The sequence below is a fragment of the Gordonia oleivorans genome (genome assembly GCF_040044975.1).
GTDB classification, from domain to species: domain Bacteria; phylum Actinomycetota; class Actinomycetes; order Mycobacteriales; family Mycobacteriaceae; genus Gordonia; species Gordonia oleivorans.
The window spans coordinates 15,072-41,606 of the sequence record NZ_JBDZDI010000008.1; the positions used below are offsets into that span (position 1 = coordinate 15,072).

Below are 26,535 nucleotides of genomic sequence, written 5' to 3' on the forward strand. Positions count from 1 at the left end.
GTTGCGCTGATGGGTGGTTTACCCGCGGAGGTAGGCGACGACGTCGTCGCGGTAGTCCAGAAATCCCTTGTAGGCGGCGATGTCGTCGTCGAGGTTCTCGATGACCGTGGCCAGCTGCCCGGCCCACTCCGGGATGCGCCGGACGTCGGCGAGCGACGCCATGAACGTGCGGATGTTGAAGGTCACCGCGCCGGAGGTGGGCAGCCGCACGAAGTGTTCGAGTTCGATGCGCAGGCGGGCGCGGGAGTAGTCGCCGTCGGCGACCATCTGCGGGATATCACGACCCCACGCCGGCAGCTTTTCGAGACTGACGTCGAGAAGGTGTGAATCCGATGCCGACAACGTCCAGTTGACGCGCCGATACACCTGGTCGGCGGGGAGTCGGCGGAGGAATTGCTCGGCACGCGCGACGATGCCCTTGCGGATCAGACCCGGTACCGGAGCGTGGATCTCATCCATGTCCATGCCGACGTCGAAGGCCACCGACCAGGCGGCGGCGAAGGTGACAATGCCCGCGTCGAAGTACAGTCGGCCGTCGCGTTCGACGATCAGCAGCAGATCGTCGGGTACCTCACGGGCCAGAAACTCCATCGGGTGATATGGCAGCGTCGTGAGGTCGCCGAGCACGAACTCCTGATCGGTGCCCAGAAGGTCGTTACGCCAATGGAATCGGCGGCCGGGCAGCTCCTCGAGGTGCATCACGCCCGGGTGGACGGCCGCGAGGTCGCGCAGGTAGTAGAGCAGCAGATCCCAGCACGCCACATCCATGCCCGGGCGGATGCGCGCCCGGGACGGGTCGTCGTCGAGAATCCGCCGACGCTCGGTCATGTACGTGAGGTATTCCGCCCCACCGAGATCCACCAGGTTGCGGCCCCACTCGCCGCCGCGGGTGCGTCGTGGAACGCGTGCGGGTTCGACGTTGACGGTGTAGGAGAACTCCTCGAGTTCGTCGGGGAAGGGCCACGGGATGTTGGCGAGATGATCGACGGGTTGGGACAGGAAGTGCTGCGCTGCCGGGGTCAGCTCTTCGGCGGTGCGGGCGGGTGTCGTCAGTGTCATAGGTCCACCTCGAGATCGCAGTCGGTCGTGGTGTCGGTGGTGGGAACGGCGCGCGACACACAGCTCATCATCGCGTCGCCGCAGGCCTTCTCCTCGTCGGTGAGGACGAAGTCGCGGTGCAGGATCGGTCCGGAGCGGACCGTGATGCGGCACTCGCCGCACACGCCCTGCCGGCACAGATTGGGCACGGCCACATCGTGTTCGAGCAGCCTCTCCAGCAGTGAGACACCCGACGGAACGTCGATCCGCTCGCCGGTGGAGGCCACACGCACGGAGAACGGGTCGCCGGGATCCTGTTCAGGTGCGGTGAATCGCTCCAGATGCACGCGGGCCGCGGGCCATCCGGCCTCGGTGGCGAGGAGTTGATAGGTCTCCAGCAGGGCCGCCGGACCGCAGGCGTAGGCGTGGGTGCCCAGGGGCTGCACGGCAAGTCGTGCACGCAGGGTGGCGATCGTCTCCTCGACGCCGGTCGCCTCGTGGAGGGTGATCGCCTCGTGTGCGGCCAGTGTGCGCAGGTCCTCGAGGTGGGCGGCCGCGCCCGGCCGATACGAGTAGATGATCTCGGCGCCGACGCCGGTGATCGCCGCATCGCGGGCGATGGCCCGTGCGTGCGACAGGATCGGGGTGATCCCGATGCCGCCGGCCACCAATAGGGCGTGACGCTGATCGAGGATCGGTGCGAACATCGCACGGGGACCTTCGATCTCGACGATGTCACCCTCGGAGATGGTGTCGTGCAACCAGTCCGAGCCGCCGCCGGCTCCTCGTCGGAGCACCGAGATGCCGTAGTCGGTGGGATAGAGTCCGTCGTCGACGAGAGAGTAGGCGTTGCGGTGTCCGTCTCCGGTGGAGACGATGACGTGGCTTCCCGGCTGAAACGGCGTCAGCATCGGCGAGACCGCTCCGGTCGACGGATCGTCGGCCGGCACGAACCGGAAGTGCGTGATATCCGCTGTCAGCGAGCGCTTCTCGACGACACGCATCGGACGGACATCGGTGCGATAGCCCGGGTGCCGATGCCCATTGAGCAGTTCGGCGGACAGGCCGGGCTCGTCGATGATGGTCATGACAGTTCCCGGGCTTCGGCGGCGGAGGCGAGGAAGCTGCCGCGGGAGGAGGAATGATGCTCGTGGATCTCGACTCTCGTCCCGCATCCCGGGCAAGTGACGACCTCGCCGGGATGCCCCTCGACGCGCGCGGTGGTGGTGCAGTGCGCGCAGTACATCGGCAGGTCGTCGGTGTGGGTGACGAAGGCGGTGAGTTCGTCGGCGATCGCACCGGCCGCACGGGCGATGGCCAGCGTCGTCATCACGTCGAACTGCCCACCGGTCACCATGAACCGGGTTCCGGTGACGGCCTGCGCCAACGCCTGCCGAAGGGTGTCCGCGTCGGCGGTGTCGGTAAGCGAATCGAGCACGAGCATGCGGGTCGGGCCGACCTCGGATGCCTGGTTGATCCAGGTGCGCGCCACGTGCGACGCGTGGTCGTCGTGTCCGGCGGCGACGATCAGGAACGCCGCGGCGTCGGTGTCGACGGCGGGTGGTGTGGTCGGCCAGTCCGGCAGACCCTGGGCGGCGGGAACGGTCGGCGCGGCTGCGCGCAGCCATGCCGCGGCACGTTCCCGGTACTTGATGATGCCCTTGTAATCGGCCATGTCGTCCGGCAACTCGGCGATCACCTCGGCGGCACGACGCCGCCACGGTTCGATGGTGGCGAGGTCTTCCAGTGCGAGCATGTAGGTGCGTATCAGGAACATCAGCGCGCCCGAGTCGGGTAGGCGGATGAGGTGCTGGACCTCCACGCGCAGGTGGACGAGCTTGCCGAACTCGGCGTCGTCGACGTGCTGGATGCGTTCGCGGTCCGGGCCCCACTCGGGATAGATCTCGGTGGACACGTCGAGTCTGCGTCCGATGGTCAACGTCCAGTTGGTACGACGGTACGGTTCGTGCGGTTGGAGTCGCTTGAGGAATTCGTGGGCGCGGGTGACGACGCCGAGCTTCTTCACCCGCGGCACCGGTCCGTGGATCTCCAGGAAGCTCATCCCGACGTCGAAGCCGAAGCTCCAGTCGGCGGCGAAGGTGATCACGCCGGCGTCGACGAACAGCTGTCCGTCGCGCTGGTCGAGCAGCGCGATGTCCTCCTGCACCTGGGAGGCGATGTAGCGCAACGGTTCGTCCGGCAGCGTGTCGGGGTCGCCGTAGGTGAAGTCGAGGTCGATGCCGAGCAGATCATTGCGCCAGTGCCACGTGTCGGGACCGGTGGCGTCCAGATGCATCTCGGCCGGGTAGGCCGTCGACAGCTCCCGCATCAGCGTCAGCATCGCGTCCCAGGCGGCCGGCACCATATGCGGCAGGATCGCGTGGCGGGTCGGGTCGGACGCGAGAACCTCCGCGCGCGAACGGAGTTCGTGGTGGTACTCGGAGTCGATGTCGACGAGGGTGGCGCCCCACTGGCCGGCCGGGGTGGTGGTCGGCGCACCGGCGGGTTCCACGTTGGTGCTGTAGCGGTAGCGGTCCTCGGGGAACGGAAAGGGGAACCCGGCGATGAGTTCCGCGGTGGCGGCCGAGGGTGCGGTGAGTTCGATGGTCACAGGGGGATCTCCAGGATGGCGCCGGCATCGGCACGGGAGACGCATGGCATCACGCAGTCTCCCGCGGTCTTCTCCTCGTCGGTGAGGTACAGGTCGCGGTGGATCGGGGTGCCGCCGGACAGCGGGATGCGGCATTCGCCGCACACACCCTGACGGCATCGATTGGGAACGGCGACACCGGCGTTCTCGATCGCGGTGAGCATGCTGGTGCCGGACGGCACATCGACGATGGTGTCGCTGCCCGACAGGTGCACGCGGAAGGGATCGCCGGCATCGAGAGCGTCGATGCCGAAGCGCTCGAAGTGGATTCGGGAGTCGGGCCAGCCGGCCGCAGTGGCCGCGTCGACGACGGCGTCGATCATCGGGCCGGGGCCGCAGACGTAGAGGTGGGTGCCGATCGGCTGATCGCGGAGGACTTCGTCGAGTCGGGTGGTGAAAGCGTCTCGGGCGGTGAAGAGTTCGCAGGCACCGTCGGTCAGCGCGGTGATGTCGTCGAGGTGGGCGGCGTTGTCGGCGCGGTGGGTGTAGAGCACCTGGGTGGCGCGATGCCACCGCCGGGCGGCCCGCAGATGCGACACCATCGGGGTGATGCCGATACCGCCGGCGATCAGCAGATGTTTGGCAGCGCGGGCGATCGGCGCGAAGGCGTTGCGCGGCAGGTGAACCGCGATGGTGTCGCCCTCGGCGAGGACGTCGTGCATCCACCGTGATCCGCCGTTGCCGTCGGCGACCCGCAGCACCGAGATGGCGTACTCGGTGGGTGCGGTGCCGTCGGAGACGAGGCTGTAGGCGTTGGCGTGCTCGCCGGCCTGCACCACCAGATGGCTGCCGGGGACAAAGCCCGGCAGCGTCGCGCCCTCCGAGGCGGCGAAGGTGAACGTCCGAATGTCACTCGCGGACTGCGTGATCGAGGTGACGGTCAGCGTCATGGTGCCGTCGTCTGCCATGCGGGACGGGCTGTCCACGGCAGGTTCTGCGGCGGTGGTCATACCGGTAGCTCCTGGGAGGTCGGTGTGGTGGGGTCCGGAATCGATTCGGCGTCGGCCATGAAACCGAGGAAGGCACCCTTACGCCGGGACACGTGGTAGTAGACGAGGAGTTCTCGGCCACATCCGGCGCAGTCGACGAGGTCATCCATTCCGGCGTCGGCGGTGGTGACGGTGCGGCAATGGGAGCAGAACACGTCGATCGGCCCGGATCCGACCACGTCGACACTGATCTCGTCGTCCTCGAGTCCCGCCGCCACCGCCGCGGCACGCACCTTGAGGCACGCGCCGACCGGTCCGGCGATGAGCACCCGCACCCCGACGGTTGCGGTCGCCAGCGCCTGCTGCAGGCGCTCGGCGGCGTCTGCGGCATCCTCGGCTCGGATCCGGCTGATCGATGCCCGGGCAGGCAACGCCGGAACCCGGCGATCCTGCGCGTCGTGGGCGGCATCGCCCACTCCCACGAGCACGTAGGACGTGCCGGTGACGGTCGGCCCCGTGGTCGTCGCCCGCTGCGGGTCATCCGGGGCGGGCCGCGCCCACACCGGCAGGCTGGTGAACGGGAGTTGCGCGGCGGTGCCGGCGGAGAGCTCGGAGGTCATGGTTCAGAGCAGGGTGGAGTCGCGGTGTCCGGCGTAGAAGGCCAGCGCGTAGCTCGGGGTGGAGAAGTAGATCTTGGAGCCCTTGGGGAAGAAGATGGCGTCCTTGGCCTTGGCGACGGTCTTCTGACCGGTTTCCTTGTTCTCCAGCAGGAACTCACCCTCGAGCACGACCTTCATCTCGTCGTACTCGTATTCGTAGTAGAGGGGGGCGTCGGTGTGGCGCAGTTCGAAGTAGCCCGAGCACATCTCGCTGCCGTCGGGATTCTCGTACACGTCGCCGATGAAGCCCTCGGTACCGGGGTAGTCTGCGTCGGGCATCTTCGGCAGGTTCGTCCAGGCGTCGCTGGTGACCCGGAAGGCCAGTGCACTCGTGGCGTCGACGGTCATGGTGTTCTCCTTTTCATCGGTCTGCGACCCGGTTTGGATCACTAGAGGAAACTTGTTGCCTGTTAGTAGACCCCTGAGGCGTTACGCGAGCATTACCGCGGTGTTGATTCACACGAAACATGTTTCTTGAGGTGAGATCTACGCCTCCCTCGGACGCTCGGCCTGTCGCCCAGCCTCTTCCCAGAAACCTGACCTACCGTGGACATATGAGTGTCCTGGCCGCGCCCCCCGAGGCGGAACCGCGCAACGACGCCGCCGCGCCGTCACGGCCGTGGGGCGCCGTCGGCATTGCGGTGGTCGCGCTCACCCTCGCGGCGGCCGTCTACTGGGTGGCCGTGTGGACGTCGTGGGGACAGATCGTCGACCAGTACGTCCTCGACGCGGTGCGGCGGTCGTCGGCGGTGGCGCACGTGCCCTATCCGGTGACGGTGGCCGTGGTGACCGACGTCCGGGTGTGGTTCGCCGCTGCCGTGCTGGTGATCGTCGGCTCGTCGCTACCGACGCTCACCGGGCGGGTGCGCTGGGGCCGGTCGATCGCGACAACCGCGACGCTTCTGCTCTTTCCCCTGCTCATCGCCGTGATCGCACGCGTGTTGCGCGACGTCGTGCTGATCCGCCCACAATTGCATGACTGGATCCTCGAGACGTCGAACTCCGCACCCAGCGGCCACGCCGCCGCGGTGACCTCGTGTGTGGTCGTCCTCGTCGCGGCCGCACCGAAGTGGCTGCGGCCGTTCGTGATCGCGCTCGGCGGAACGTGGGCGTCGGTGATTACCTTCGGCCTGATCGCCGACGGCTGGCATCGTCCCAGCGACATCGTCATCTCGGTGCTCATCGTGATCGGGCTCGGTGCCCTGCTGCCCGATCCGTACGCGGCGACTCCCGCGCCGCGCGGTGCGATCGCGTTGCGCGCGCTGGCGTGGGTGTTCACCGTCATCAGCAGCGCGATCCTGGTCGGGACCTCCTACCCGGAGCCTCGGCAGATCATGACGGCGGTGGGGATCGCCGCGGTGATCGGGCTGGCTCTCGGCACCTACCGGCCGCTGACCGTCGGCCGCCGATAATCGGACGGGAAGACCGGATCATTCTTCGCCATTGACCAATGGCACGGTTGGTGGTGTCATTGCGGGATGACTGTCACTCCCACGTCCCGAGTGGACATCGGTCCCGACGAGGTCTCCGCCCGGCTCCTGGACTCGGCCGCGCGGTTGTCACGCAACGCGATGACCGAAATCGACTGGTCGGCTCCGATGGACCCCACCAAGTACGGCTGCAGCCCGGAATGGTCCACGCTCTACGGCACGCCCTACTGGGACGAATTGAGCGAGGACCAACGCGTCACGCTCACCCGCCACGAGTTCGCGTCCATCATGTCCATCGGCATCTGGTTCCCAATGATGCTGCAGGCCGTGGTGATCCGCGATCAGTACCTCGGCGACTATCACACGCCCGAGTTCCAGTTCGCACTCACCGAGATCGCCGACGAGTGCCGACATTCGATCATGTTCGCCAGGGCGAGCGAGAAGATGGTCGGAACGTCCTACAAACCGCATCCTCGCCTGGGCCGGTTCGGGAAGCTCTTCATGGCGACGGTGTCCGACGAGGTCGCCTACACCGGCATCCTGGTGGCCGAGGAGATCCTGGATGTGTTCCAGCGGGGCTGCATGCGCGACGAACGGGTGCTGCCGTTCATCCGCACGGTCAACGAGATCCATGTGCTCGAGGAGTCCCGGCACATGAAGTTCGCGCGTGAACAGGTGCGCGTGGCGATGCGTGAGGTCGGCCCGATCCGCCGACGGTGGAGCGCCTTCTACATCGCGCTGTCCGCGTCGTACATCTTCACCAGTCTGGTTCGGCCGCAGGCCTACAGGGATGCCGGCCTCGACCATCACCGGGCGATCGCCGAGATGCGCCGCAATCATCACTTCCAGTCGATGGTGCGCACCGGGTGTGCGCACCTGATGGAGTTCCTCGACGAGGTGGGGCTGCTCACCCCGGCGGCGGCGAAGATCTACCGCAAGGTGCACATGTTGTGAGCTCGCCCGTCAACGAACGCTGCCGGTCCCGGGCCCGATCAGGGATGGGCGGCGGTCGGATGCCGCGGCTCGTAGAGTCCGACCGTCCCACCGCCGGGCAGCGGGATACCGGTGAGCAATCCCCAGCCCTGATCGCTGACCGGACCGCAGGTGACGCCCTTGCCGGCGAGATCGGTGATCGTGGCCTCGACGTCGTCGCACATCAGATAGAGCTCGTGGGCGGCCGACTCGGCGGGATGCACCGCGACCTCGGCCGGTGGCAGCGCGAAGATCAGCCATCCGCCGCCGGCGTCGACGTGAGACCAGCCGAGGACGTCACGCAGGAACGCGCGATCGGCCTCGGCGTCGGTGCTGGAGATGACGACGTGGGCGCCGGTGATCATCACCCCAGGTTATGTCGGCGTGCTGTGCAACGGAGCATTCTTCAATTCGCGCAACGCCGTTCGCAGTCCGCGCCGCTTTCCGGTGTCCGGATCGACACCGAAGTGCAGTTTCATCCCGTCGAGTACGGCGAAACGCAACTCCGACGCGGTTTCCGGGGCGTCGTCGGACGTCGCCTTGAGCAACGCGTTGGGCAGGGCGAGTTTGAGGATCGTGCGGAACGACTGGCCGTACTGATGCAGCAGACTTCCGGTGGTGTAGGGCAGGTCGTACTTGTCGCACAGTTCCCGCACCCGCACACCGATCTCCTCGTACCGATTGCTCGGCAGGTCCGGAAACAGGTGATGCTCGATCTGATGACTGAGGTTGCCGCTCATGAACCGCATCAGGGTGCCGGCCCGGAAGTTGGCCGATCCCAACATCTGTCGCAGATACCAGCGCGGCTGATCCTCTTCCTCGTACTCGGCGACGGTGAATTTCTCGGCGCCGTCGGGGAAGTGACCACAGAAGATCACCATGTACGACCAGTAGTTGCGGATGATGTTGGCGGTGAAGTTCGCGGTGATGGTGGTGCGCCAGTTCGGCCCGGACAGTGCCGGGAAGATCAGGTAGTCCTTGGCGGCCTGCTTGCCGACCTTGCGTCCGATGATGCGCAGGTCCTTGGCCGCCTGCCGCCAGCTCTTCTCCTTGTTGCGCAGCTTCTCCGTCTCCAGATGATGCAGTGCCACACCGTATTCGAAGAACGTGCCGAGGGTCAGGTTGTAGATCGGGTTGCCGATGTTCCACCATTCCCACGGCTGATCGCGGGTGACGCGCAGGATGCCGTAGCCCACGTCGTCGTCCATGCCGACCACGTTGGTGTACTTGTGGTGGACGAAGTTGTGCGAGTGTTTCCACTGCACGCTCGGGCAGGTGGTGTCCCATTCCCACGACGACGAGTGGATCTCGGGGTCGTTCATCCAATCCCATTGGCCGTGCATGACGTTGTGGCCGAGTTCCATGTTCTCGACGATCTTGGCGACGCCGAGCATCGCGGTGCCCAGCAGCCAGGCCGGTTTCCGGTTGCTGAACAGCAGGGCGACCCGCCCGCCGGCGGCGAGAGATCGTTGAATGGTGATGATGCGTTTGATGTATCGCGCATCGGCGTCGCCGCGGGACTCCTCGATGTCGCGGCGGATGGCGTCGAGTTCGGCGCCGAGTGCTTCCACGTCGGCCTCGGTGAGGTGGGCGTATTCGTCGATGTCGGTGATCGCCATGTGACTCCTCGGGTGTGGTTCGGTGGACGATGAGGCGCGACGGCCGTGGGCTGGACCGTCACCCTCGGGTGAGGTCTACAGGTCGAGGGTGCACTCCCCCGACACGGAGCTGACGCAGGTCTGCACGCGCTCCCCTTCGCGGCGTTCCTCGCCGTTGCGCAGGTCGCGGGCATACCCTTGCGCCAGCGGGACGACGCAGGTCTGGCAGATGCCCATCCGGCAGCCGAACGGCATCTGGATCCCCAGGTTCTCGCCGGCTTCCAGAAGGGTTGTGGCGCCGTCGATCTCGGCAGTCTTTCCGGACTTCGCGAAGGTGACGGTGCCACCTTCGCCGCCGACGTCGGTGCGCGCGATGGCGAATCGTTCGATGTGGAGTTGCTCGCGCAGTCCGGCGTCCTCGTAGGTGGATTCGACGTCGTCGAGGAAGGCCACCGGTCCGCACGCCCAGCAGGTCCGTTCCCGCCAGTCGGGGACCTGGGCGTCGATGTCGGCGAGGGAGAACTTGCCGTCCTCGCGGGTGAGTTGGAGTTGGAGTTCGTAGGTGGGCACCTGCTCGTGCAGATCGGTGAGTTCGTCGAGGAAGATGACCTCGTCGCGGGTGGGTGCGGAGTGGATGTGCACGACGTCGGGGCTTTGCGCGTGGGCCCGCATCGAACGCAGCATGCCCATCACCGGGGTGATGCCGCTGCCGGCGGTGAGGAACAGGATCGAGTCGGGCACCGGGTCCGGCAGGTGGAAATCGCCCTTCGGTGCGGCCAGCCGGATGACGGTGCCGGGTGCGACGCCGTCGACGAGGTGGGTGGAGAGGAAGCCGTCGGGGTTGGCCTTGACCGTGATGGAGATGGTGTCGTCGGTGTTGGTCCCGAACGAGGTCAGCGAGTACGAGCGCCAGTGCCAGCGGCCGTCGACCTCCAGTCCGATGCCGACATATTGCCCGGCCTTGTAGTCGGCGGGGAATCCCCAGCCCGTCTTGATGGTGACGGTGGCCGAGACGTCGGTTTCCTTGCGGACGTCGACGATGCGTCCCCGCAGTTCCCGCGCCGACCACAGCGGGTTGATCAGGTGCAGATAGTCGTCCGGCAGTAGCGGCGTGGTGGCGCGCGCGACCAGCCCCCGCACGATGTTGACCTGCGGTTTCTTGGCACTGACGTCTGCCGCGGGCCGCTTGCTCCAGCGGAGAAGGTTCATCGGGCTCCCCTCGGCGTGGCTTGTGTGCACGACTGTACACCCACGTGGTGGTGGGCATCACAGTTCCGTTCCGGGGGCTTGCTGAGTGCTCGCGCAGTGCCCGTCTGGTGGAGCTGAGGTCAGCTCTCGATGTCGACGCGCAGGACGTGGGCGGCCCAGGGGGCGAGCATGACGAAGATGTTCTGATCGGGATCGGCAGGACGGTCGAATGACTCTTCGTGGATCGGGTCGACGAGTGTGGCCGCGGTCCCGGCGAGGTCTGGCCACGCCGTCTGCACGCGACCCGCTCCGGGCGCGTCGTCGAGGTTCACCACGAACAGCCAGCGGGCGTCTTCTCCGCTCCATGACCAGGCGGCCAATCCCGGTCCGGGGGGATCATCGGGCCAGCCCAGAACCTGCAGCGCGGTGAAATCGCCTGTGTACAGCACTGTTTCGGACAGGATCGTGAGAAGTCGCCGGTAGAACTCCCGGAGTTCGGTGTCGGGGGTGTGGTCGGGTTCGCGGCGCAGCTGGACGGGCAGGCGGATGGTGCGGCCGTCGGCCTGACCGTCGTAGATCAGCCGCGCGCCGGGCTGGGTGAGCGCGGTGATCGCCGCAGTCCGGTGACGTTGGCCGAATACCGCCTGCGCTCGTGGTTCGTCGTGATTCTCGATGAAGTGCACCTTGCCGTCGCGGTCAGAGGCGTCGGCGATGATGCGGGCGATGTCACGTGGGTGGTGTTCGAGGGCGTCGGTGAATGCCTTGTCGTAGCACTGGTCGAACCCTTGCGAGCGGAGTAATCCCTCTGTGCCCCAATAGGCTTCGGCAATGAACCGGAACTCCGGATGATCGGCACGGATGGCGGGGATGATCTCGGTCCAATACTCGGTGGCGGGGGTCTCGCCCGCCCGGCCCGACCACGTCCGCGCGAAGATGTCGGTGCACATCAACATGGCCATGTCACAGCGCACGCCGTCGCACTGATCGGCGACACGGTGCAGGATGTCGATGGCACCTGCCCGGGCACCGGGGTCAAAGGCGTTGATCTGCACCACGTCTCGCCAGGGTGCGAAGTAGGGATCGCGGCCGTTGGCCAGCACGTCGGCGGCGACGCGGACGAACTCGGTGGGATGTGCGTCGATGTCGGCGTCGGTTCCGGCGATGAAGCGTTCCGGGTGATCGACGGTCCAGTGGTGGTCGGTCGCGAGGTGGTTGGGGACGAAGTCGAGGAGCAGGGCGATGCCCCGGTCGGCGAGGGCGCGGCGGGCGGCGGCGAGACCATCAGGGCCACCGAGGTGGTCGTCGACGGTGTAGTCCCGGATGCAGTACGGAGATCCGACCACGTCGGCGTCAGTGAGGTCGGGAAGGGCGGCGCGAAAGGACTGCATGAGCGGCTCGTCGGCGAGGGCGATCGCAACACCCGCCGGACTGCGCTGCCACACTCCCATGAACCACACGACGTCGACGGGCCCGGCGGCGATGGAATCCCAGACGCTGTCCGGCACGGTGGCGAGGGTGACCGGCCGGCCCAGTGTCGCGGCGAGTCCGGTCAGCCACGGCCAGGTGTTGATCTCGAAGATGACCGGGTTGTCGGGGATGGGCACGTGCGGGGGCATGGGAGTCAGGGTGCCAGATGGTGAGGTGAATACGCTGGCCGTGTGGTGGACATCAAATGGCGGTACTGGCAGATCCTGGATCGCGACGACGAGTCGGTGCACTGGCTGGCGATCTCCCGCCCGGATGCCCGTCCGCGGATCGACCGGATCAAGATGTGGACACTGCTGCCGGATTCTGCGGTGCTGGTGGCGAATTGGTTCGTATCCGAGGATCATCAACGCGCCGAGGACGACCGGACCTGGGTACACGACAGCATCACCGGCTGGGACTTCTGCGAGGCCGCCGCCGACGTGCGACAACCGTCGCCGGCGGACCTGTCCCGGATCGGGCGACCCGAGTCGGTCCTGACGGTCGACCAGATCGACCGGATCCCACTGGTCAAGGTGATCGGGAAGAGGGAGACCGAGCGGGTGTGGGCCGCGCGGCGGGGGTGAGCTCTCTCGGTCCAGGTGACCCATCACGCCAGTCGAGGCGACCCATCCGACAAGGCGACCCCATCCACCGGGCGAGGTCAAGGCACGCAACCCACTGGAAACCGATTGCAGCGCAACGTGACTCCTCGCCGGTCGAGGTGCGAGGAGCCCATAGGGCGACGAGCCTCGAGACCTCGCAACATGGAGCTGGACACCGATCGCAGCGCACGTTGCGGAGGCCTCGACACGCCGCTCGCCCTTGGGGGCTCGCGACGGCTCGACCAGCGAAAAGGCCGGAGAAGCGAGGCGCCCATGGGGCCTTGCGTTGAACTCCGTCGAAACGGCGAGCGTCGAGACCTCGCAACTTGACGGTGGAAGCCGACCATAGCGCAGCAGCACCCCTCCCGCCGGTCGAGCCGCCTCGTGCGAGCTTGCGGGCCCGTGGCGTGTCCGCCGGGCCGAGCTCGTCGAGGTCGAGACCACACAACGTGACGCTGGAAACCGACTGCAGCGCAACATGACTCCCGCCGGTCGAGGTGCGAGGAGCCCCTGGGCGACGAGCCTCGAGACTTCGCACCACGACGCTGGAACTCGATTGAGCACAGCACCACCCGACAGCAAGCCGCCTACCGCGGATAGGTCGTGATGGTGTCCCCGGTGATCGGGTCACGCCAGATGACAGCCCGATCGGTGAGCATGGTGGGGATCAACAACCCCATATGTTTTCGCTGATGGCACGCGGTGCACAACGGCATCAGGTTGAATTCCACGGTCCAGCCACCGGTTCTCGGATCGCGGTGCACGAACTTCACCACGTGATCGATCTGGCATTCACTGGCCGGCCGGCCGCAATGTGGGTACCGGCAGGTGCCATCGAGTTCGATGATCTTCTCCCGCAACCAGGCTGGTATCCGGTAGGTGAGTGCACCCTTCGGTGGGGTGAGGTAGCCGCCGTGTCCGGTCGGGTCGATCGGTGTCGCGGGGAACGGGATGTCGGGGCGGCGCAACGCTGCGGGCACCCGATCCAACGAGGTGACGATGCCGGCGGTCCGGGGGATCTCCAGCCCGGGGAACTCGAACACCTTGACCAATCCCGAGCGGATCAGGTGAGCGGCATGGGAATCATCGATCACCCCAAAGCCCGCCAACCGGGCTTCGCGCTGCCCGACCGGATCGATGGCCAGATCCAGAAGCAACTGCGCATCGGTATCGTCGTCCGAGTCCGCCTCGCCGTCGGTGCCGCTCTCGGACTCTTCGTCGGCGTCGTTGCCAGTGGTGTCGAGTTCGGAGAAGTCCAGTTGCGCAGCGCGATCAGCATCGACATCGTCGGGCAGATCGCCGGCGGGGTCGAGATCGGCAGGTTCCTCCGGCAACGGAACCGCGCGCGGGCAATCGTCGAGTCCGCACTCACACGACAGATGCGCGCCGGGCAATCCTTGGATCTCGGCGAACGCCGCGACCCGCTGCTGACCGCGACGACGCGGATCACGAGCGCAGATGCGGGCGTTGATCATCTTCGCGATCCGTGCCGCCAGGTGTGCACCCATTTCGCCGGGCGCGTAGACGGAGATGCTGCAGTGCCCGTTGGTGTCTCGACTGACCCGTACGTTCTGGTCACGTTCGGCGGCTTCTTCTCGTCGGTCCGCGGCACCGTCGGGATCGAGCGCGATCACCATCTCGACGACCTGATCCCGCAGGGTCGTATCGGCCTGATTACGTTCGGCGCTCTCCAACGCCCGGGTTTCGGCGAAGGCGCGGACGTCGTCGTCGGAGAGGACGACGATCTCGTCGGCGATGATGCGGATGCGTTCCAACGAGTGGTCACCGTCGAGGAACGCTGCGGTCACCGTCGGGAGCGTCGACAGCGCCGAGCTCAGTGCCATCCACGCTTTCGCCTTGGCGACCGATACCCCAAGGGCAGTCGATATCTTGCTGGTGGCGGCTTTGTCGGCGCCGTCGTCGGTGTGGCAGTTTGATTTCGTGACCCGAGGTCAGCATGTCGAGGAAGACGCTCTGCCCGATCCGCGCCGCGGACAACACTTTCCGTGCGATGACCTGTCGTTCAAGGCGTTGCAACGATCGGGCGAGTGCGGTGGCGGCTTCGGCGGGGAGGTGATCGATCATGGCGGCGTCGTCGGGGGTCATCGACAGTTCTGGCGCCTTGCAGCTGGCAATTGTGTTGGTGGCCATAATGATCACCTCCTCTGCTCGGTCGGATCAACTGAACTGAGTCAAGTGTAGCGACGGCCACCGACAACTTTCTCCGACGCGGAATCGGTTGGGGGTGAATGCTGTCACTGTCGGCTGAGCTGTGTTCGGTTGGCGGTTGGCTGGTTTCGCTGTCGCGTTGCGGAGGTCTCGACCTCGACAAGCTCGGCCCGGCGGACACGCCACGGGCTCGCAAGCTCGCACGAGGCGGCTCGACCAGCGGGTGGGGACGGCTCGCCAGCGGGTGGGGACGGCTCGACCAGCGCGGGTTGGTCGACCAACGGGAGCGACGTCGGCGGCGCTCAGGTTGTGGCGTCGGTGAGTTTCCAGCGTGTCGCGGCGGCTTGGTGTTCGGCGAAGCGGGCGAAAAGGCCACCGGCGGCGAGGAGTTCGGTGGGGGAACCGTCCTCGATGATGCGGCCCCGGTCGAGGACGACCACCCGGTCGGCGTGGCGGATTCCGGCTTGTCGGTGGGCGACAATCACCCGCGTGCGGGGACGGTCCTCCGCCGACAACGCGTCGACGACGGCTCGTTCGTTCTCGTTGTCGAGTGCGCTCGTGGCCTCGTCGATGAGCAGGACCGGCGCCGGTTTGAGGAGCGCACGGGCGATGCTGATGCGTTGACGCTCCCCGCCGGAGAGCACCGAACCGCCCTCCCCCACTGCCGATTCCGCGCCGTCGGGTAGGCGGCCGACGATCTCGTCAACCCGCGAGAGTCGCGCCGCGGCGTCGACCGCGGCACCATCAGCTGCTGGGTCACCGGCGTTGATGTTCGCCGAGATGCTTCCCTCGATCAGATAGGGACGTTGGAAGACCACACTGGACAGTGCCTGCCGCGCATCGTGATCGAGGTCGGCGGCGTCGACGTCGTCGAACAGGATCCGGCCCGACGTCGGCTGATACAGGCCGGCGATCAGGCCGAGGATCGTCGACTTACCGGAACCGGACGGTCCGACGATGGCCGTCGTGGATCCGGGTTCGATGACCAGGTCGAGGTTGTCGATGACCGGCTGCTCGGGATCGCCGTAGTGAAAACCGACCCCCTCGAGGGTGATTCGTGGTGCGGTGCTCGGTGTCGGATGGCTTTGGGAGCCTTCGGGGTTGGTCGGGGCGTCGAGCACCGTGCGGATCCGGTTCAGGGTGAGCCGGATCGTCTCCAGTCCGCCGGCGAGTTCGCCGAGGGCGGTGAACGGTTCGAGGTATCGCACCGCGACGACGATCAGTGCGACCGCCTCGGCCGCCGACAGCGTTCCGTTCACGGTCAGCCACGCGGCGGTTCCGGCCAACGCGAACAGTGACACCTGCGCGGCGATGCTGAACAGCACCTGCCCGGGAATCTGCATGAGCAACAAGCGCAGGGTGGCACCGTGCTGCTCGGCGACGGCGGCACCGGCCAGACCGCGTGCCGGATCGGCACGACGGGCGGCACGCAAAGCGGTTTGGGTGCGGGCGAATTCGACGACCCGCTCGGTCACGGCGACATTTGCCGCGTCGGCAGCCCGATCGGCGCGCCGACTGATCGCCTCGCTGCCCCACAGCGCCGCCAACAGCAGCGGCACACCGGCCAGCGCCACCAGACCCAGTTGCCAGGCGATCGGCAGCAGTGCGAGCCCGATGACGATCGGCAGCAGGATGACCCCGATCAGCGGCACCACCATGTAGACGACGACACCGACCAGGTCGGGACCGGTGGCGGCGATGGCCTGCCGGGCGTCGGCGGTGCGGTCGGCACTGAACCAGGTCAGCTGCGTGCGGGAGAGCCGATGCGCGACGGTGCGTTGCCCCCGGTCGAGCAGGGTGAAGCCGAGGTCGTAGGACACCCGGGAACCGGCCCAGTCGATGACCCACCCGAGGATCGTCGCCACCGTCAACGCCCCGACCCAGGCCAGGGCAGCGCCGTGCCGGCCGTCGATCAACGCGGTCACCAACGGCACCAGGATCACCACACCGACCGCACGCACGATCACCGACACGATCGTCAGCAGCGTGAAAAGGCGGACCCGCGAACGTGACTCCGGTGGAAGCAGTGAGATGACGGTGCGGATCATCGGATCGCCCCTGCCTGTGGTGACGCGTCGACGAGCGCTCGGTAGCGGCCCGCCGATCCCATCAGTTCGTCGTGAGTGCCGGATTCGGCGATGCGACCACCGTCGAGGACGACGATGCGGTCGGCGTCGGCGATGGTGTGCAGCCGGTGGGCGATGACGAGCACGGTGCGTCCGACGGCGAGCCTGCTCAGTGATTGCTGCACGAGGTACTCCGATTCGGGGTCGGCGAAGGCGGTGGCCTCGTCGAGGATGAGGACCGGCGGGTCGGCGAGCATCGCGCGGGCGATGGTGAGTCGTTGACGTTCACCGCCGGACAGTGCGGCGTCGGGTCCGAGCAGGGTGTCATATCCGTTGGGCATGGCGCGGATGCGGTCGTCGATGTTCGCGGCGTGCGCCGCCCGTTCGATCTGTTCGCGGGTCGCGTCGGGTTCGGCGAGTGCGATGTTCTCGGCGACGGTGCCGGCCACCAGCTGGGTGTCCTGGAAGACGAATCCCAGCAGGCGGTACAGCTCCTCGGCGTCCATCGTCCGGATGTCGTGTCCACCGATCGTGATGGTGCCGTCGTCGATGTCGTGGAATCTCGCGAGCAGCGCGGCGAGTGTCGACTTGCCGGATCCGGACGGGCCGACCAGCGCCGTGACCGTGCCCGGCGCGAGGGTGAGCGAGATGTCGGTGAGGACCGGGATGCCCGGGCGATAGGAGAAGTCGACACCGTCGAAGACGACGTCGTGATCGGCGGCGGACTCTGCCGGCGGTGGGATCTGCTCGAGCGTGGCGAGTTCGGGTTCGTCGAGTGCGTTCTGGATGTCGCGGGCGGCGATCATGCCGCCGCGCAGCCCGGCGAGACCGTAGCTGATGCCGAGCAGGCGCGCCCCGAAGGTGGTGCCCAGCAACAGGAACGGGATGAGATCGATCGGGGTGATCCAGCCCCAGATGACGAATCCGGTTCCGACGGCGGCGATGAGCCACAGGAAGGTGGTGGGACGGGTGATGAGGTCCATCACCGTCTTGGCCTTGATGAATGGACGCTGCCAGTCCTCCAGGAATTCGATGTAGGCGTTGAGCTGCTCTGTGAACCGTGAGGCCATCACGCCACCGAACACCCGGATCACCGGCTGCGCCTCCAGGTAGGACGAGGCCTCACCGTTCATCCGTTCCACCCAGGTCTGCGAGACCGGGATCTTGGCGGCGGACTGGATGACCATGCGGTACAGCGTGATCAGGTATCCCAGCACCGGGATCAGCAGGATCAGGGCCAGTCCCCAGTCCACGGTGAACAGGTAGACGAGCACCGCGATCGGGGCGACGACCGCGGACACCGCGTCGATGACGGCATGGGTCACCAGGTAATGCAGGGAGAGCGTGTTGTCGGCGACGAGGCTCTTGATGGAGCCCGCGGTGCGGGAGGTGAACCAGCCCAGCGGGATTCGGGCGAGTTTGGTCAGAAGACGCTGTCGCAGATCACGATTGAACCGGGCGTCGACGGTGTGCAACCAGAACAGCAACGCCGTCTCCAGGAGCACCCCCACCCCCAGCAGGCTCAACGCGAGCAGGCCGATGAACCACAGTTGTGAGGTGTCGGCGCCGGACAGTAACCGCCGGGCGAGCTCGACCAGCAGCACGTATGGCGCGAGCTGGACGAGGGTGACGATCAGTTGCAGCACGCCGGCCAGCATCAGCGTGGGCCGCAGCGGCGCGAGGAGTCGGCCCGCTGCCGCCGCACGCCACTGACCCTGCTGCGCCGCCGGTTGCGCGGCCACGGGTTCGGGTGCAGGGTGCTCGACGACGGGCTCGGCCGCCTCCGGCGCACCATCCGCTGCGACCACCGGCGTCACGACGACGACGTCGCCGCCGGCGGAGTCAGCGTTGGTGTCGGGGCCGTGTTGTTCCGGACCCTGTTGTTCCGGACCCTGTTGTTCCGGACCCTGTTGTTCCGGACCCTGTTGTTCCGGACTGCGGTCGGTGCCCATCGCCTTGCCGCGGGCCCAGTAGGCCTGCGCGTGGATCTCGGATCGGGGAAAGCCGAACTCCTTGAGCCGCTTTCGGATCTCCTTCAGCGAGGCCGATTCCGGGCCGGCCCAGGCGTACCAGTTGGACCAGTCACGATTCTCCAGCGCCATGGCGAGTGAGGAGGCGTCCGCGCGACCGACCCACCGCAGACGCAGCCGCGGATGGGTGACGATGGCGAGGTCACGGTCGGCCGGGTCGTGCTGTTCGAGGTAGGCCTCGATGGGGATGTCGTCGGGGACGGCGGCGATGATCGAGTTGATCGCCGGGACGGAGGCGGAATCGCCGATGAGCAGGTAGCCGGCGGGGCGGTTCTCCTCGGGCACCTCGAACGGGGTGGAACTCATGTACGTCACCGACAACGTCAGCCCGGGCTCGGCCTGACGGGCCCATTGCGCCGCCGGACCGGACGGTTCGTGCAGGACGAAGTCGATGGCGAAGGTCCCGGCGTCGGCGTCGGCCTCGGAGAAGGTGTAGCCGCGCTGGTGCTCGCGACCCTCGCCGTCGGGGAACCAGCCGCGGACCCACGACGTCGGGCCGGCGAGCGCCTCGTCGAAGAGGGTGTCGGAGGTGAATCGGACCCGGATGCAGTGCGAGGTTCGTTGTTCGGTTCCGGTCACCGTGACGAGATGGTCGCGCGCACCGAACGCGCGCATGACCGCTCCGCCGAACCCACGTGACATGACGCCCCCATCTTCGTTGCAGTGGTCCGTCGCCGAAGCGACTTAGGCCACGCTAACAAAGTGGGGGCGTGATGCCGAGGGTTCGGTGCGGGAAGGATCACCGTCGTTTGGCAGTGATCACCGTCGTTTGACGATGGCACCGATCCCGACGAGCGCCATGACGATCCCGGCGAGCGCCGTCACCCACAGTCCGATCCCGACGTGCACGCCGAGGACGGCGAGATCTCCGACGCTGCCGATGTCGACGACCGCGACGATGACGATGAGCGCGCCCGCGAGCAGTGCGACGATGCCGGCGATCGGGTGGATCGCCGATCGCTTCCGGATCAGGGCGCTCACCACGCCTAGCACGGCGGCGAGGGCACCGAGCACCAGGGTGATGATCCCGTCGGTGGCGCCGACGTCGGAGGTGCCGATCCCGTTGACGGTGATCAGGCCGCTGACCCAGGGCAGGAAGGCGGCGAGGGCGGTCAGCAGGCCCGCGCCGACGATCGCCCACGCGATCACGCCGACGGCCCGCGACACCGCTGCCGGCGCCTGAGGTTGCGACGCATCGGTGAGGCCGGGTGCCGACGGCGGAAGATGGTGGCCGCGCGCAGCCGGGATCGGGCCGGCCGGATGTGGGGCGTCGAATCGCTGGGCCATCGCGCCGTGGGAAGCAGCTCGGGAGACGACGACCGTCGGCTCACCGCTCTGGAACCAACTGTGCTGGGCCCCGTGGGCGTGAGCCGGGTGGACGGCGAGTCCGGGAACTGGGCGTCCGGGAAGCGGGTACGACGGGAATCCCTGGTGCTGCTGGGGTGGTCTCATGATGTCTCTCGGGCTCGGTGTGGTTGGGTGCACCCACCGTAGGAGGCGGTCACGCTTCGACGCACCACTCACTCATCTCTTTGTGGGACGTGGTCTGACCTGCACCGAATGTGAGTAGCGGACTACTCGTGTGGCCCGATCGGGCGGTCTCGCGCGGAGGCCGGCACGGAAACCGGGAGGGCTCGTCGGGCGTTCCCCCGATCGAAGGAATTATCACGCGGACGACCGATCCGTGGGTGATACTTCTTCGGGCGCTCCCTGCCACCGGAGTACATCTCCATCGATCGCACTTCTGGAGGCCCCGTGTCGGTTCCCATCTTCACCCCACTGCCCGGCGAACGCGTCATCCACCATGCCGAGTTCACCCCTCGCCTGGTCCTCCGGCACCTCAAGGTGACGGTGATCCTGACCGATCAGCGGGTGTACATGTCCGAACCGCACACCCTGTTCGCGGTGATACCGCATGGCGGGTACGCGAATTCGGTTCCGCTGCACACTATTTCCGATATCTCGGCCGGCAATCACACGTCGTCGCGGGGACTGTTCTGGGGAACCTGCTCGATCCTCCTGGGATTGCTGATGCTGATCCTCCCCGGAATCGCCGGCGTCGGGCACGGGATCGGCGTCGTGATGTTTCTCCTCTTCGGGATCGCGGGCGTGATCATGATCGTCACCGCGGGATCGGTGGGGTTGCGGATTCGCAGTTTCGGCGGCCAGAGTTCTGCCGCACCCGCGGCGTCCGTCGAACGACCGCAGGTCGAGGCGATGGCCCAGATGATCCTGGCGCAGATGCTCGTCGATCGGTCGCGTACGCCCGGTTCACCGGCACCCGTCTCGCCGACCCCCATTTCGCCGGCGCCCATCTCGTCGGCGCCCAGTTCCCCGGCTGCCGGTCCGCCGGTGCCCGCCCCCACGCCGACACCCGCTCCCCCGGCCCCGGCTCCGCTGCCGCCGATACCGACACCCGCGGTCGGGCCGTCGGCCACCACCATGCCGCCTCCCGCATATCCGCGCGCCCACCGCAGACCAGTGGCTGGACGACGCATCGCAGTGAACGTTCTCCCGCGGGCCCGCCGACCGGTGCGACCCCGACGCACCGGCGAGCCGACCCGTCGGCGACCGACTTCATCGCCCGGCCCGGTGTGGCGTCGAAGGACACCCCTCCCGGTGGCCCACCGACACCGGGACGGTGACGCGCCCTACTGCACCGCGCCCTACTGCACCTTCGCCGCTGCCACCGCCAACTGCGGTGTCAATCCGTTGAGCGCGAATCGCAACGATTCCGGTGTGCCGGCCGACATGGCCTGCGCGATCGGGTCGGTCTCCCCCAGCTCGATCGCCCGGCCGTCGCGCACCACCGGCAACGAGTTGATCAGATTGTCGTTCTGCAGATCGGCCAGCGGCATGCCGATGGTGGAGAAGACCGCGACCTGGGAATCGAGGGAGGACACCTTCTCCACCGGGACGCTGGCGAAGAAGCCTTGTGCCTGCAGCGACTTCACCGGCGGGAACTCGACGAAGCCCAGTTCGGCGATGGTGTCGAAGCGGGCGTCACCGGGCAGGTAGGCACCATAGGCGGTACCGAACTTGGCGCCCCAGACGAAGGTCTTGCCGGCGAAGTTCGGGTTCTGCGAACGGATCTGCGCCTGCAGATCGGTGGTCTCGGCGATCTGTTGCTCGCCCTCACTGGACTTGCCGAGCGCGTTGGCGATCAGTTGGGTTTGCAGCTTCCAGTTGATCGCGTAGTCCGGGGTATCGGCCGGGGCGGTGACCACCGGGGCGATCGCCTTGAGGCTGTCGGTGACCTTGGAGTCGGCCTTGGCACGGACGTTGAGGATCAGATCCGGGTTGAGTTCTTTGATCTGCTGATAGTTGAAGTCACCGGCGCTGGCGGCGGAGATGATCGTCGGCGTCGAGTCCCCGAACTCGGCGCTCGCCCAGGTTCCGACACCCTTGTTGGCCTCGCCGAAGGACATCCAGTCGTAGATGGCGACCGGTTTCACACCGAGGCTCAACGCAATCTCGCCGTCCGACCAGCCCAGGGCCACCACGCGCGGATTGTCCGGCAGGCCGAGGTCCGGGGTTTCCGACGGATTCGAGTACACCTGGTTCTCGGTCGAATCCGATTGCACACAACCGGTCACGACGAACAGTGCCGCGAGCACGATTCCCAGCAGGCTCAGCAGCCGTCGTGGTGATGGGAACATGTGATCTCCTCTGATCGATGTGGTGGTACGAATGTCAGGATTTGGCACGCAGATTCGCGGTGTCCCCGGGAACCTCGTCGAAGGACACCGCACCCTCGCCGAGCGGAATGACCAGCGGCGTACCGGTTTCCGGGTCGTCGATGATGCGAGATCGCACCCCGAAGGTGCGTTCCACCATCTCCGCGGTGATCACCTCGCCCGGTGGTCCCTGTGCGATGATCTCGCCGCTGCGCATGGCGATGATGTGGGTGGCATACCGCGCGGCCTGATTCAGGTCGTGCAGCACGGCGACAAGTGTGGTGCCACTGCCGTTGAGCGTGGTGCACAGTTCGAGCACCTCGAGTTGATGGGCGAGATCGAGGTAGGTGGTCGGCTCGTCGAGCAACAGGATCGGTGTCTGCTGGGCCAATGCCATCGCGATCCAGACACGTTGGCGTTGACCGCCGGACAGGGCCTGCACCTGCCGCTGGGACAGGTCGGTGAGACGGGTGACCTTGAGCGCGAAGTCGACGGCCGCCTGATCGTCGTCGGTCCACTGCCGGAACATCGTCTGGTACGGGAACCGTCCGCGCGACACCAGATCGATGATGGTGATCCCCTCAGGCGCGATGGACTGCTGCGGCAGTAGCCCGACCTCGCGGGCGAACTCCTTGCCGCCGAAGGACTTCACGTTCTTGTCGTCGAGGAGGACGGCACCGCCGATCGGGGCGAGCAGCCGGGACAACGCGCGCAGCAGGGTGGATTTGCCGCAGGCGTTGGGGCCGACGATGACGGTGAACGATCCGTCGGGGACGACGACGTCGAGGCCGTCGATGATGGTGTGCTCGCCGTAGCCGACGACGAGGTTCTCGCCGGTGAGCCGCCCGGTGGCCGCGGCGGTGGTCGGTTGTGCGGCCGGTTCTGCGGTCATGGCCGGGCCTTTCGTGACTGGGCGATGAGCAAGCCGAGCAGGTACACCCCGCCGAGGGAGGTGGTGACGACGCCGACGGGCAGTTGCACGGTGGGCGCGAGGATGGTGCGGGCGATGGCGTCGCAGCTGACCAGCAGCGCCGCACCGACCGCCGCCGAGGTCACCAGCGGGATGCCGGGACTGGGTGAGATGCGGGCCGCGAGTTGGGGGGCCACCAGCGCGACGAACGCGATGGGGCCGGCGATGGCGGTGATGACGGCGGCGAATCCGACGCCGAGGACCAGCAGGATCACCTGGGTGCGGTCGACGTCGACGCCCTTGGACTGGGCGGAGTCGGCGCCGAGTTCGAACATCCGCATGTGCGGGGCCACCACGATGAGGACCGGCACGAGGATGATCAGGCTGATGATGACGGGCAGGGTGTCGGACATGCGGATGTCGTGCAGGTTGCCCATCCCCCAGGCGGCCGCGGACGCCGCGTTCTGCACGTTGGCCGTCGCGATGAGGTAGCCGTTGAACGCGACCAGCATCGCGTTGATACCGATGCCGACGACGACGAAGCGGTATCCGCTGGTGCCGCCGCGCATGCCGAGGAAGTAGACGGCGGCGGCGGTGATCAACGCGCCGATGAGGGCGCCGAGGGTGGCGCCGGTGTAGTCGAGGTTCATCACCAGCATCGCGATGAGCGCGCCGGTGTAGGCGCCGGTGGTGAAGCCGATGATGTCGGGGCTGCCCAACGGGTTTCGGGTGATGGTCTGGAAGATGGCCCCGGACAGGGCGAGTGCGGCGCCACCGACCATGGCGATGACCACGGTGGGCAGGGCCGCGGCCACGAGGTCGGCGGGCGCGCCGGAGACTTGTCCGGCAAGCACTTTCAGCGTCTGGACGAAACCGAGGCTCGGGCTGTCGGTGGTGCTGACACCCATCGAGAACACCGCGACCACCAGGGCCGCGAGGACGAAGAAGACGGAGATGGCCAGGGCCGCCATGTCGACCTTGAGGCTCAGCCCGGCGATTCGGATGAACCGGACGCGTCGCGGCCATCGCGCGGATTCGGTTGATGGCGTCCCTGTTTCGGGTGCGGGCTCCTTGATCGTCATTCGCCGGTGCCTCCTTTCCTGCGGACCAGCGCGATCAGGACGGGTGCACCGATGAAGGCGGTGACCATGCCGACGGGCAGCTCACTGGCGGTGGCGACGCGGGCGACGAGGTCGGAACCGACCATCACGATGGGGCCGACCACCATGCTGACCGGCAACAGCCACCGGTTGTCCGGGCCGAAGAGGATGCGCACGACATGCGGGACCATCAGGCCCACGAAGGTGATCGGGCCCAGGGCTGCGGTGGCGGTGCCGCACAGCACGGTCAGCAGGACGAAGCCGGCCAGGCGGACCCGGCGCACCGGGATACCGAGGGCCTGGGCACGATCGTCGCCGAGCGCCAGTCCGTTGAGGTACGGGATCAGGATCATCGACAGCACCGCGGCGGCGAGGATCAGAATCCAGACCGCCGACACCTCCGGCCAGCCGCGGCCGTCGAGGGTGCCGACCTGCCAGGAGCGGATGGTGTCGAAGGACTTCGGGTGGATCATGGTGAGCCCGAAGCCGATACCGCTGAAGATGGAACCGGCGGCGACACCGGTGAGGACGAGTTTCTCCGGGCTGGTGCCCGACATGCCGCGGGAACCGACGAAGTACACCAGCGTGGCGGCCAGGAAGGCGCCGATCACACCCGCCACCATGTAGCCGGTGGTGCCGGTGATCCCGAACGTGACGGTGGCGACGACCATCGCGAAGTAGGCGCCGGCGTTGACGCCGAGGATGCCCGGATCGGCAAGCGGATTGCGGGTCAGGCCCTGCATGATGGTGCCGGCCGCGCCGAGGGCGATGCCGACGAGCAGGGCGAGCAGGGTCCGCGGCACCCGGTTGTTGCGGATGACCTCGAGTGTCGTCGGGTCGCCGGTGTTGAACAGGGCGTGCCAGGCGTCGGCGATCGTGTAGTCACCGGATCCGACGAAGAAGCCGACGAACGTGAGGCCGACCGCGACGCCGATCAGGATGAGCAGGATCGCCGCATGCGACAGCGATCCCAGCCGGGCGCCCGGGGATGAGGGCGCGGATGGCCGCGCCGCAGGTTCCGCGGTGTCGACGCTCACGTGCACCACCTGGTGGTTCCGCCGACTTATCGATATCTGTCAAGTCAGACTATAGGTGAGGCACTCCTAAATCTCGGGGTGATTGAAGCGGCCGCGGTGCGTGGTGTTGTCTCGTGTGGTGACCGATATCGCCGTGGCCTCGTGGAACACGTGGGACACCACGACCATCCGATCTCAGCTCGGATACCCGATGACGATGCACGCCGCGAAGACCGCGTCGATGTCGGCATCGGGGTTGACCTCTCGAATGAGACTCGACGTCAGCGGCTTTCGGTTCAGGATCTGCAGCGCGACGTCCGGATCCACCTCGGCCGAGTGGACGTCGAGGTAGTCCTGGACCACTTCCTCGTCGTCGTCGGTGACATCGCGGAACGGGTCGTCCCAGCTGTCGAGGTACTCATCTCCGAGGCCTTGCCAGCGACGGGTGCCGGCGAGCCACCAGCTGCAGACCGTGACGTTCGGGACTCGCTGTTCTGCGGGCACGTACCGCTGTGAGGAATCAACGTCCGGATCGGTGAGGTAGCCGGCGAACTGCGCGGGAAGGGCCTCGAGGACTGCGGGAACGATGCTCTCGTTCTCCCTGCCCTCCCAGAACGGATTGTGGGACGAGTCGCGGTCGAATCCCCGGACGAAGACACCGGTGTCGTCGAAGACGATCGAGAATTCCGCACCCATCTGCGCATCCCAGCGAACGAGCGCGGCACCCGGGCGCCATCGTTCGAGGTAGTCGATTGGTCCACTGAAACGTGAGGTCCCAGCGCTCGCGCCCAGCACGGCGTCCAGCATGGCCAGGCTTTGGCACCGTTGACGCAGGGACTCGGGTGTGGGTTGGTCGATGTGAAGGGCGGCCATGCGGGGAAGCTATCAGCGAATCCGGCGGCACGATGTTCGGCTACTGCGGTCGAACGACCACGGCGATTGCCCGATGCGCGGGATGGGTTGGTGGACAGGGATGCACTGATGTCGCAGGGAGGCACGCGCCAGGCGCTCCGATGAAGAGTGTGTCGCATCGC

General features: G+C 67.0%; 24 protein-coding genes. 4 read left to right on the top strand and 20 right to left on the bottom strand.

All coding sequences use genetic code 11. The features are described 5' to 3' along the window. Positions 1 to 18 precede the first annotated feature (18 nt). Genes ABLE92_RS13860 through ABLE92_RS13885 form a run of 6 tightly spaced genes read right to left on the bottom strand, consistent with a single transcriptional unit; the run spans position 19 to position 5,663 of the window. Positions 19 to 1,059, bottom strand: coding sequence for a heme-dependent oxidative N-demethylase family protein (locus ABLE92_RS13860; RefSeq protein WP_348805366.1), 1,041 nt, complete (start codon positions 1,057 to 1,059; stop codon positions 19 to 21). Next, on the bottom strand, positions 1,056 to 2,126 hold the full coding sequence (locus tag ABLE92_RS13865) for a PDR/VanB family oxidoreductase (RefSeq protein ID WP_348805367.1): 1,071 nt from the start codon (positions 2,124 to 2,126) through the stop codon (positions 1,056 to 1,058). Before ABLE92_RS13865 ends, ABLE92_RS13860 begins: the two co-directional genes overlap by 4 nt. After that, positions 2,123 to 3,649, bottom strand: a complete 1,527-nt coding sequence (locus ABLE92_RS13870; RefSeq protein ID WP_348805368.1) for a heme-dependent oxidative N-demethylase subunit alpha family protein — start codon at positions 3,647 to 3,649, stop codon at positions 2,123 to 2,125. Before ABLE92_RS13870 ends, ABLE92_RS13865 begins: the two co-directional genes overlap by 4 nt. Beyond that, positions 3,646 to 4,638, bottom strand: a complete 993-nt coding sequence (locus ABLE92_RS13875; RefSeq protein WP_348805369.1) for a PDR/VanB family oxidoreductase — start codon at positions 4,636 to 4,638, stop codon at positions 3,646 to 3,648. Before ABLE92_RS13875 ends, ABLE92_RS13870 begins: the two co-directional genes overlap by 4 nt. Next, positions 4,635 to 5,237 carry a dimethylamine monooxygenase subunit DmmA family protein gene (locus tag ABLE92_RS13880; protein ID WP_348805370.1) on the bottom strand — a complete coding sequence of 201 codons (603 nt, stop codon included), beginning with the start codon at positions 5,235 to 5,237 and terminating at the stop codon, positions 4,635 to 4,637. Before ABLE92_RS13880 ends, ABLE92_RS13875 begins: the two co-directional genes overlap by 4 nt. 3 nt (positions 5,238 to 5,240) lie before the next feature. After that, positions 5,241 to 5,663 (bottom strand): EutQ-related cupin domain-containing protein, encoded by a 423-nt coding sequence (locus ABLE92_RS13885; protein WP_348805509.1) that lies wholly within the window; start codon positions 5,661 to 5,663, stop codon positions 5,241 to 5,243. Between the two features lie 167 nt (positions 5,664 to 5,830). Between ABLE92_RS13885 and ABLE92_RS13890 the strand changes: the two genes are divergently transcribed. Continuing rightward, positions 5,831 to 6,688: a phosphatase PAP2 family protein gene (locus ABLE92_RS13890; protein ID WP_348805371.1), complete on the top strand. Its 858-nt coding sequence runs from the start codon at positions 5,831 to 5,833 to the stop codon at positions 6,686 to 6,688. Positions 6,689 to 6,754: 66 nt separating this feature from the next. Continuing rightward, positions 6,755 to 7,660, top strand: a complete 906-nt coding sequence (locus ABLE92_RS13895) for an AurF N-oxygenase family protein (protein ID WP_348805372.1) — start codon at positions 6,755 to 6,757, stop codon at positions 7,658 to 7,660. A gap of 38 nt (positions 7,661 to 7,698) precedes the next feature. Here ABLE92_RS13895 and ABLE92_RS13900 read toward each other — a convergent pair whose 3' ends face one another. From ABLE92_RS13900 to ABLE92_RS13915, 4 genes are all read right to left on the bottom strand, one after another. Further along, on the bottom strand, positions 7,699 to 8,043 hold the full coding sequence (locus ABLE92_RS13900) for a VOC family protein (protein WP_348805373.1): 345 nt from the start codon (positions 8,041 to 8,043) through the stop codon (positions 7,699 to 7,701). Between the two features lie 9 nt (positions 8,044 to 8,052). Then, complete coding sequence (locus ABLE92_RS13905; RefSeq protein ID WP_348805374.1) at positions 8,053 to 9,297, bottom strand: fatty acid desaturase family protein; 1,245 nt, start codon at positions 9,295 to 9,297, stop codon at positions 8,053 to 8,055. A gap of 75 nt (positions 9,298 to 9,372) precedes the next feature. Then, on the bottom strand, positions 9,373 to 10,485 hold the full coding sequence (locus tag ABLE92_RS13910; RefSeq protein WP_348805375.1) for a ferredoxin reductase: 1,113 nt from the start codon (positions 10,483 to 10,485) through the stop codon (positions 9,373 to 9,375). A gap of 119 nt (positions 10,486 to 10,604) precedes the next feature. After that, positions 10,605 to 12,080: an alpha-amylase family protein gene (locus ABLE92_RS13915; RefSeq protein WP_348805376.1), complete on the bottom strand. Its 1,476-nt coding sequence runs from the start codon at positions 12,078 to 12,080 to the stop codon at positions 10,605 to 10,607. Between the two features lie 42 nt (positions 12,081 to 12,122). Here ABLE92_RS13915 and ABLE92_RS13920 point away from each other — a divergent pair, with 42 nt between their 5' ends. Further along, on the top strand, positions 12,123 to 12,515 hold the full coding sequence (locus tag ABLE92_RS13920; protein ID WP_348805377.1) for a hypothetical protein: 393 nt from the start codon (positions 12,123 to 12,125) through the stop codon (positions 12,513 to 12,515). A gap of 605 nt (positions 12,516 to 13,120) precedes the next feature. Here the strand turns inward: ABLE92_RS13920 and ABLE92_RS13925 are convergent. Next, positions 13,121 to 14,377 (bottom strand): HNH endonuclease signature motif containing protein, encoded by a 1,257-nt coding sequence (locus tag ABLE92_RS13925; protein ID WP_425476197.1) that lies wholly within the window; start codon positions 14,375 to 14,377, stop codon positions 13,121 to 13,123. A 13-nt stretch (positions 14,378 to 14,390) separates the two neighbouring features. Between ABLE92_RS13925 and ABLE92_RS13930 the strand changes: the two genes are divergently transcribed. Continuing rightward, on the top strand, positions 14,391 to 14,735 hold the full coding sequence (locus tag ABLE92_RS13930; protein WP_348805378.1) for a hypothetical protein: 345 nt from the start codon (positions 14,391 to 14,393) through the stop codon (positions 14,733 to 14,735). A 269-nt stretch (positions 14,736 to 15,004) separates the two neighbouring features. Here ABLE92_RS13930 and ABLE92_RS13935 read toward each other — a convergent pair whose 3' ends face one another. From ABLE92_RS13935 to ABLE92_RS13975, 9 genes are all read right to left on the bottom strand, one after another. Further along, positions 15,005 to 16,750 (bottom strand): ABC transporter ATP-binding protein, encoded by a 1,746-nt coding sequence (locus ABLE92_RS13935; RefSeq protein ID WP_348805379.1) that lies wholly within the window; start codon positions 16,748 to 16,750, stop codon positions 15,005 to 15,007. Further along, entirely contained in the window at positions 16,747 to 19,440 is a 2,694-nt protein-coding gene (locus ABLE92_RS13940) for an ABC transporter ATP-binding protein/permease (RefSeq protein ID WP_348805380.1), read from the bottom strand. The genes ABLE92_RS13935 and ABLE92_RS13940 overlap by 4 nt, the downstream gene beginning before the upstream one ends. 117 nt (positions 19,441 to 19,557) lie before the next feature. After that, on the bottom strand, positions 19,558 to 20,250 hold the full coding sequence (locus ABLE92_RS13945) for a hypothetical protein (RefSeq protein ID WP_348805381.1): 693 nt from the start codon (positions 20,248 to 20,250) through the stop codon (positions 19,558 to 19,560). Positions 20,251 to 20,771: 521 nt separating this feature from the next. Further along, a complete protein-coding gene (locus ABLE92_RS13950; protein ID WP_348805382.1) occupies positions 20,772 to 21,296 on the bottom strand; it encodes a hypothetical protein in 525 nt (174 codons plus the stop codon). Between the two features lie 168 nt (positions 21,297 to 21,464). Further along, complete coding sequence (locus ABLE92_RS13955) at positions 21,465 to 22,457, bottom strand: ABC transporter substrate-binding protein (RefSeq protein ID WP_348805383.1); 993 nt, start codon at positions 22,455 to 22,457, stop codon at positions 21,465 to 21,467. Positions 22,458 to 22,491: 34 nt separating this feature from the next. After that, positions 22,492 to 23,367 (bottom strand): ABC transporter ATP-binding protein, encoded by an 876-nt coding sequence (locus ABLE92_RS13960; RefSeq protein ID WP_348805384.1) that lies wholly within the window; start codon positions 23,365 to 23,367, stop codon positions 22,492 to 22,494. Then, the gene (locus tag ABLE92_RS13965; RefSeq protein WP_348805385.1) at positions 23,364 to 24,467 is read right to left on the bottom strand and encodes a FecCD family ABC transporter permease; all 1,104 of its coding nucleotides are present in this window, start codon (positions 24,465 to 24,467) and stop codon (positions 23,364 to 23,366) included. Before ABLE92_RS13965 ends, ABLE92_RS13960 begins: the two co-directional genes overlap by 4 nt. Next, on the bottom strand, positions 24,464 to 25,522 hold the full coding sequence (locus ABLE92_RS13970; RefSeq protein ID WP_348805386.1) for a FecCD family ABC transporter permease: 1,059 nt from the start codon (positions 25,520 to 25,522) through the stop codon (positions 24,464 to 24,466). Before ABLE92_RS13970 ends, ABLE92_RS13965 begins: the two co-directional genes overlap by 4 nt. Positions 25,523 to 25,696: 174 nt before the next feature. Further along, on the bottom strand, positions 25,697 to 26,374 hold the full coding sequence (locus tag ABLE92_RS13975; protein ID WP_348805387.1) for a hypothetical protein: 678 nt from the start codon (positions 26,372 to 26,374) through the stop codon (positions 25,697 to 25,699). Positions 26,375 to 26,535: the final 161 nt, after the last annotated feature.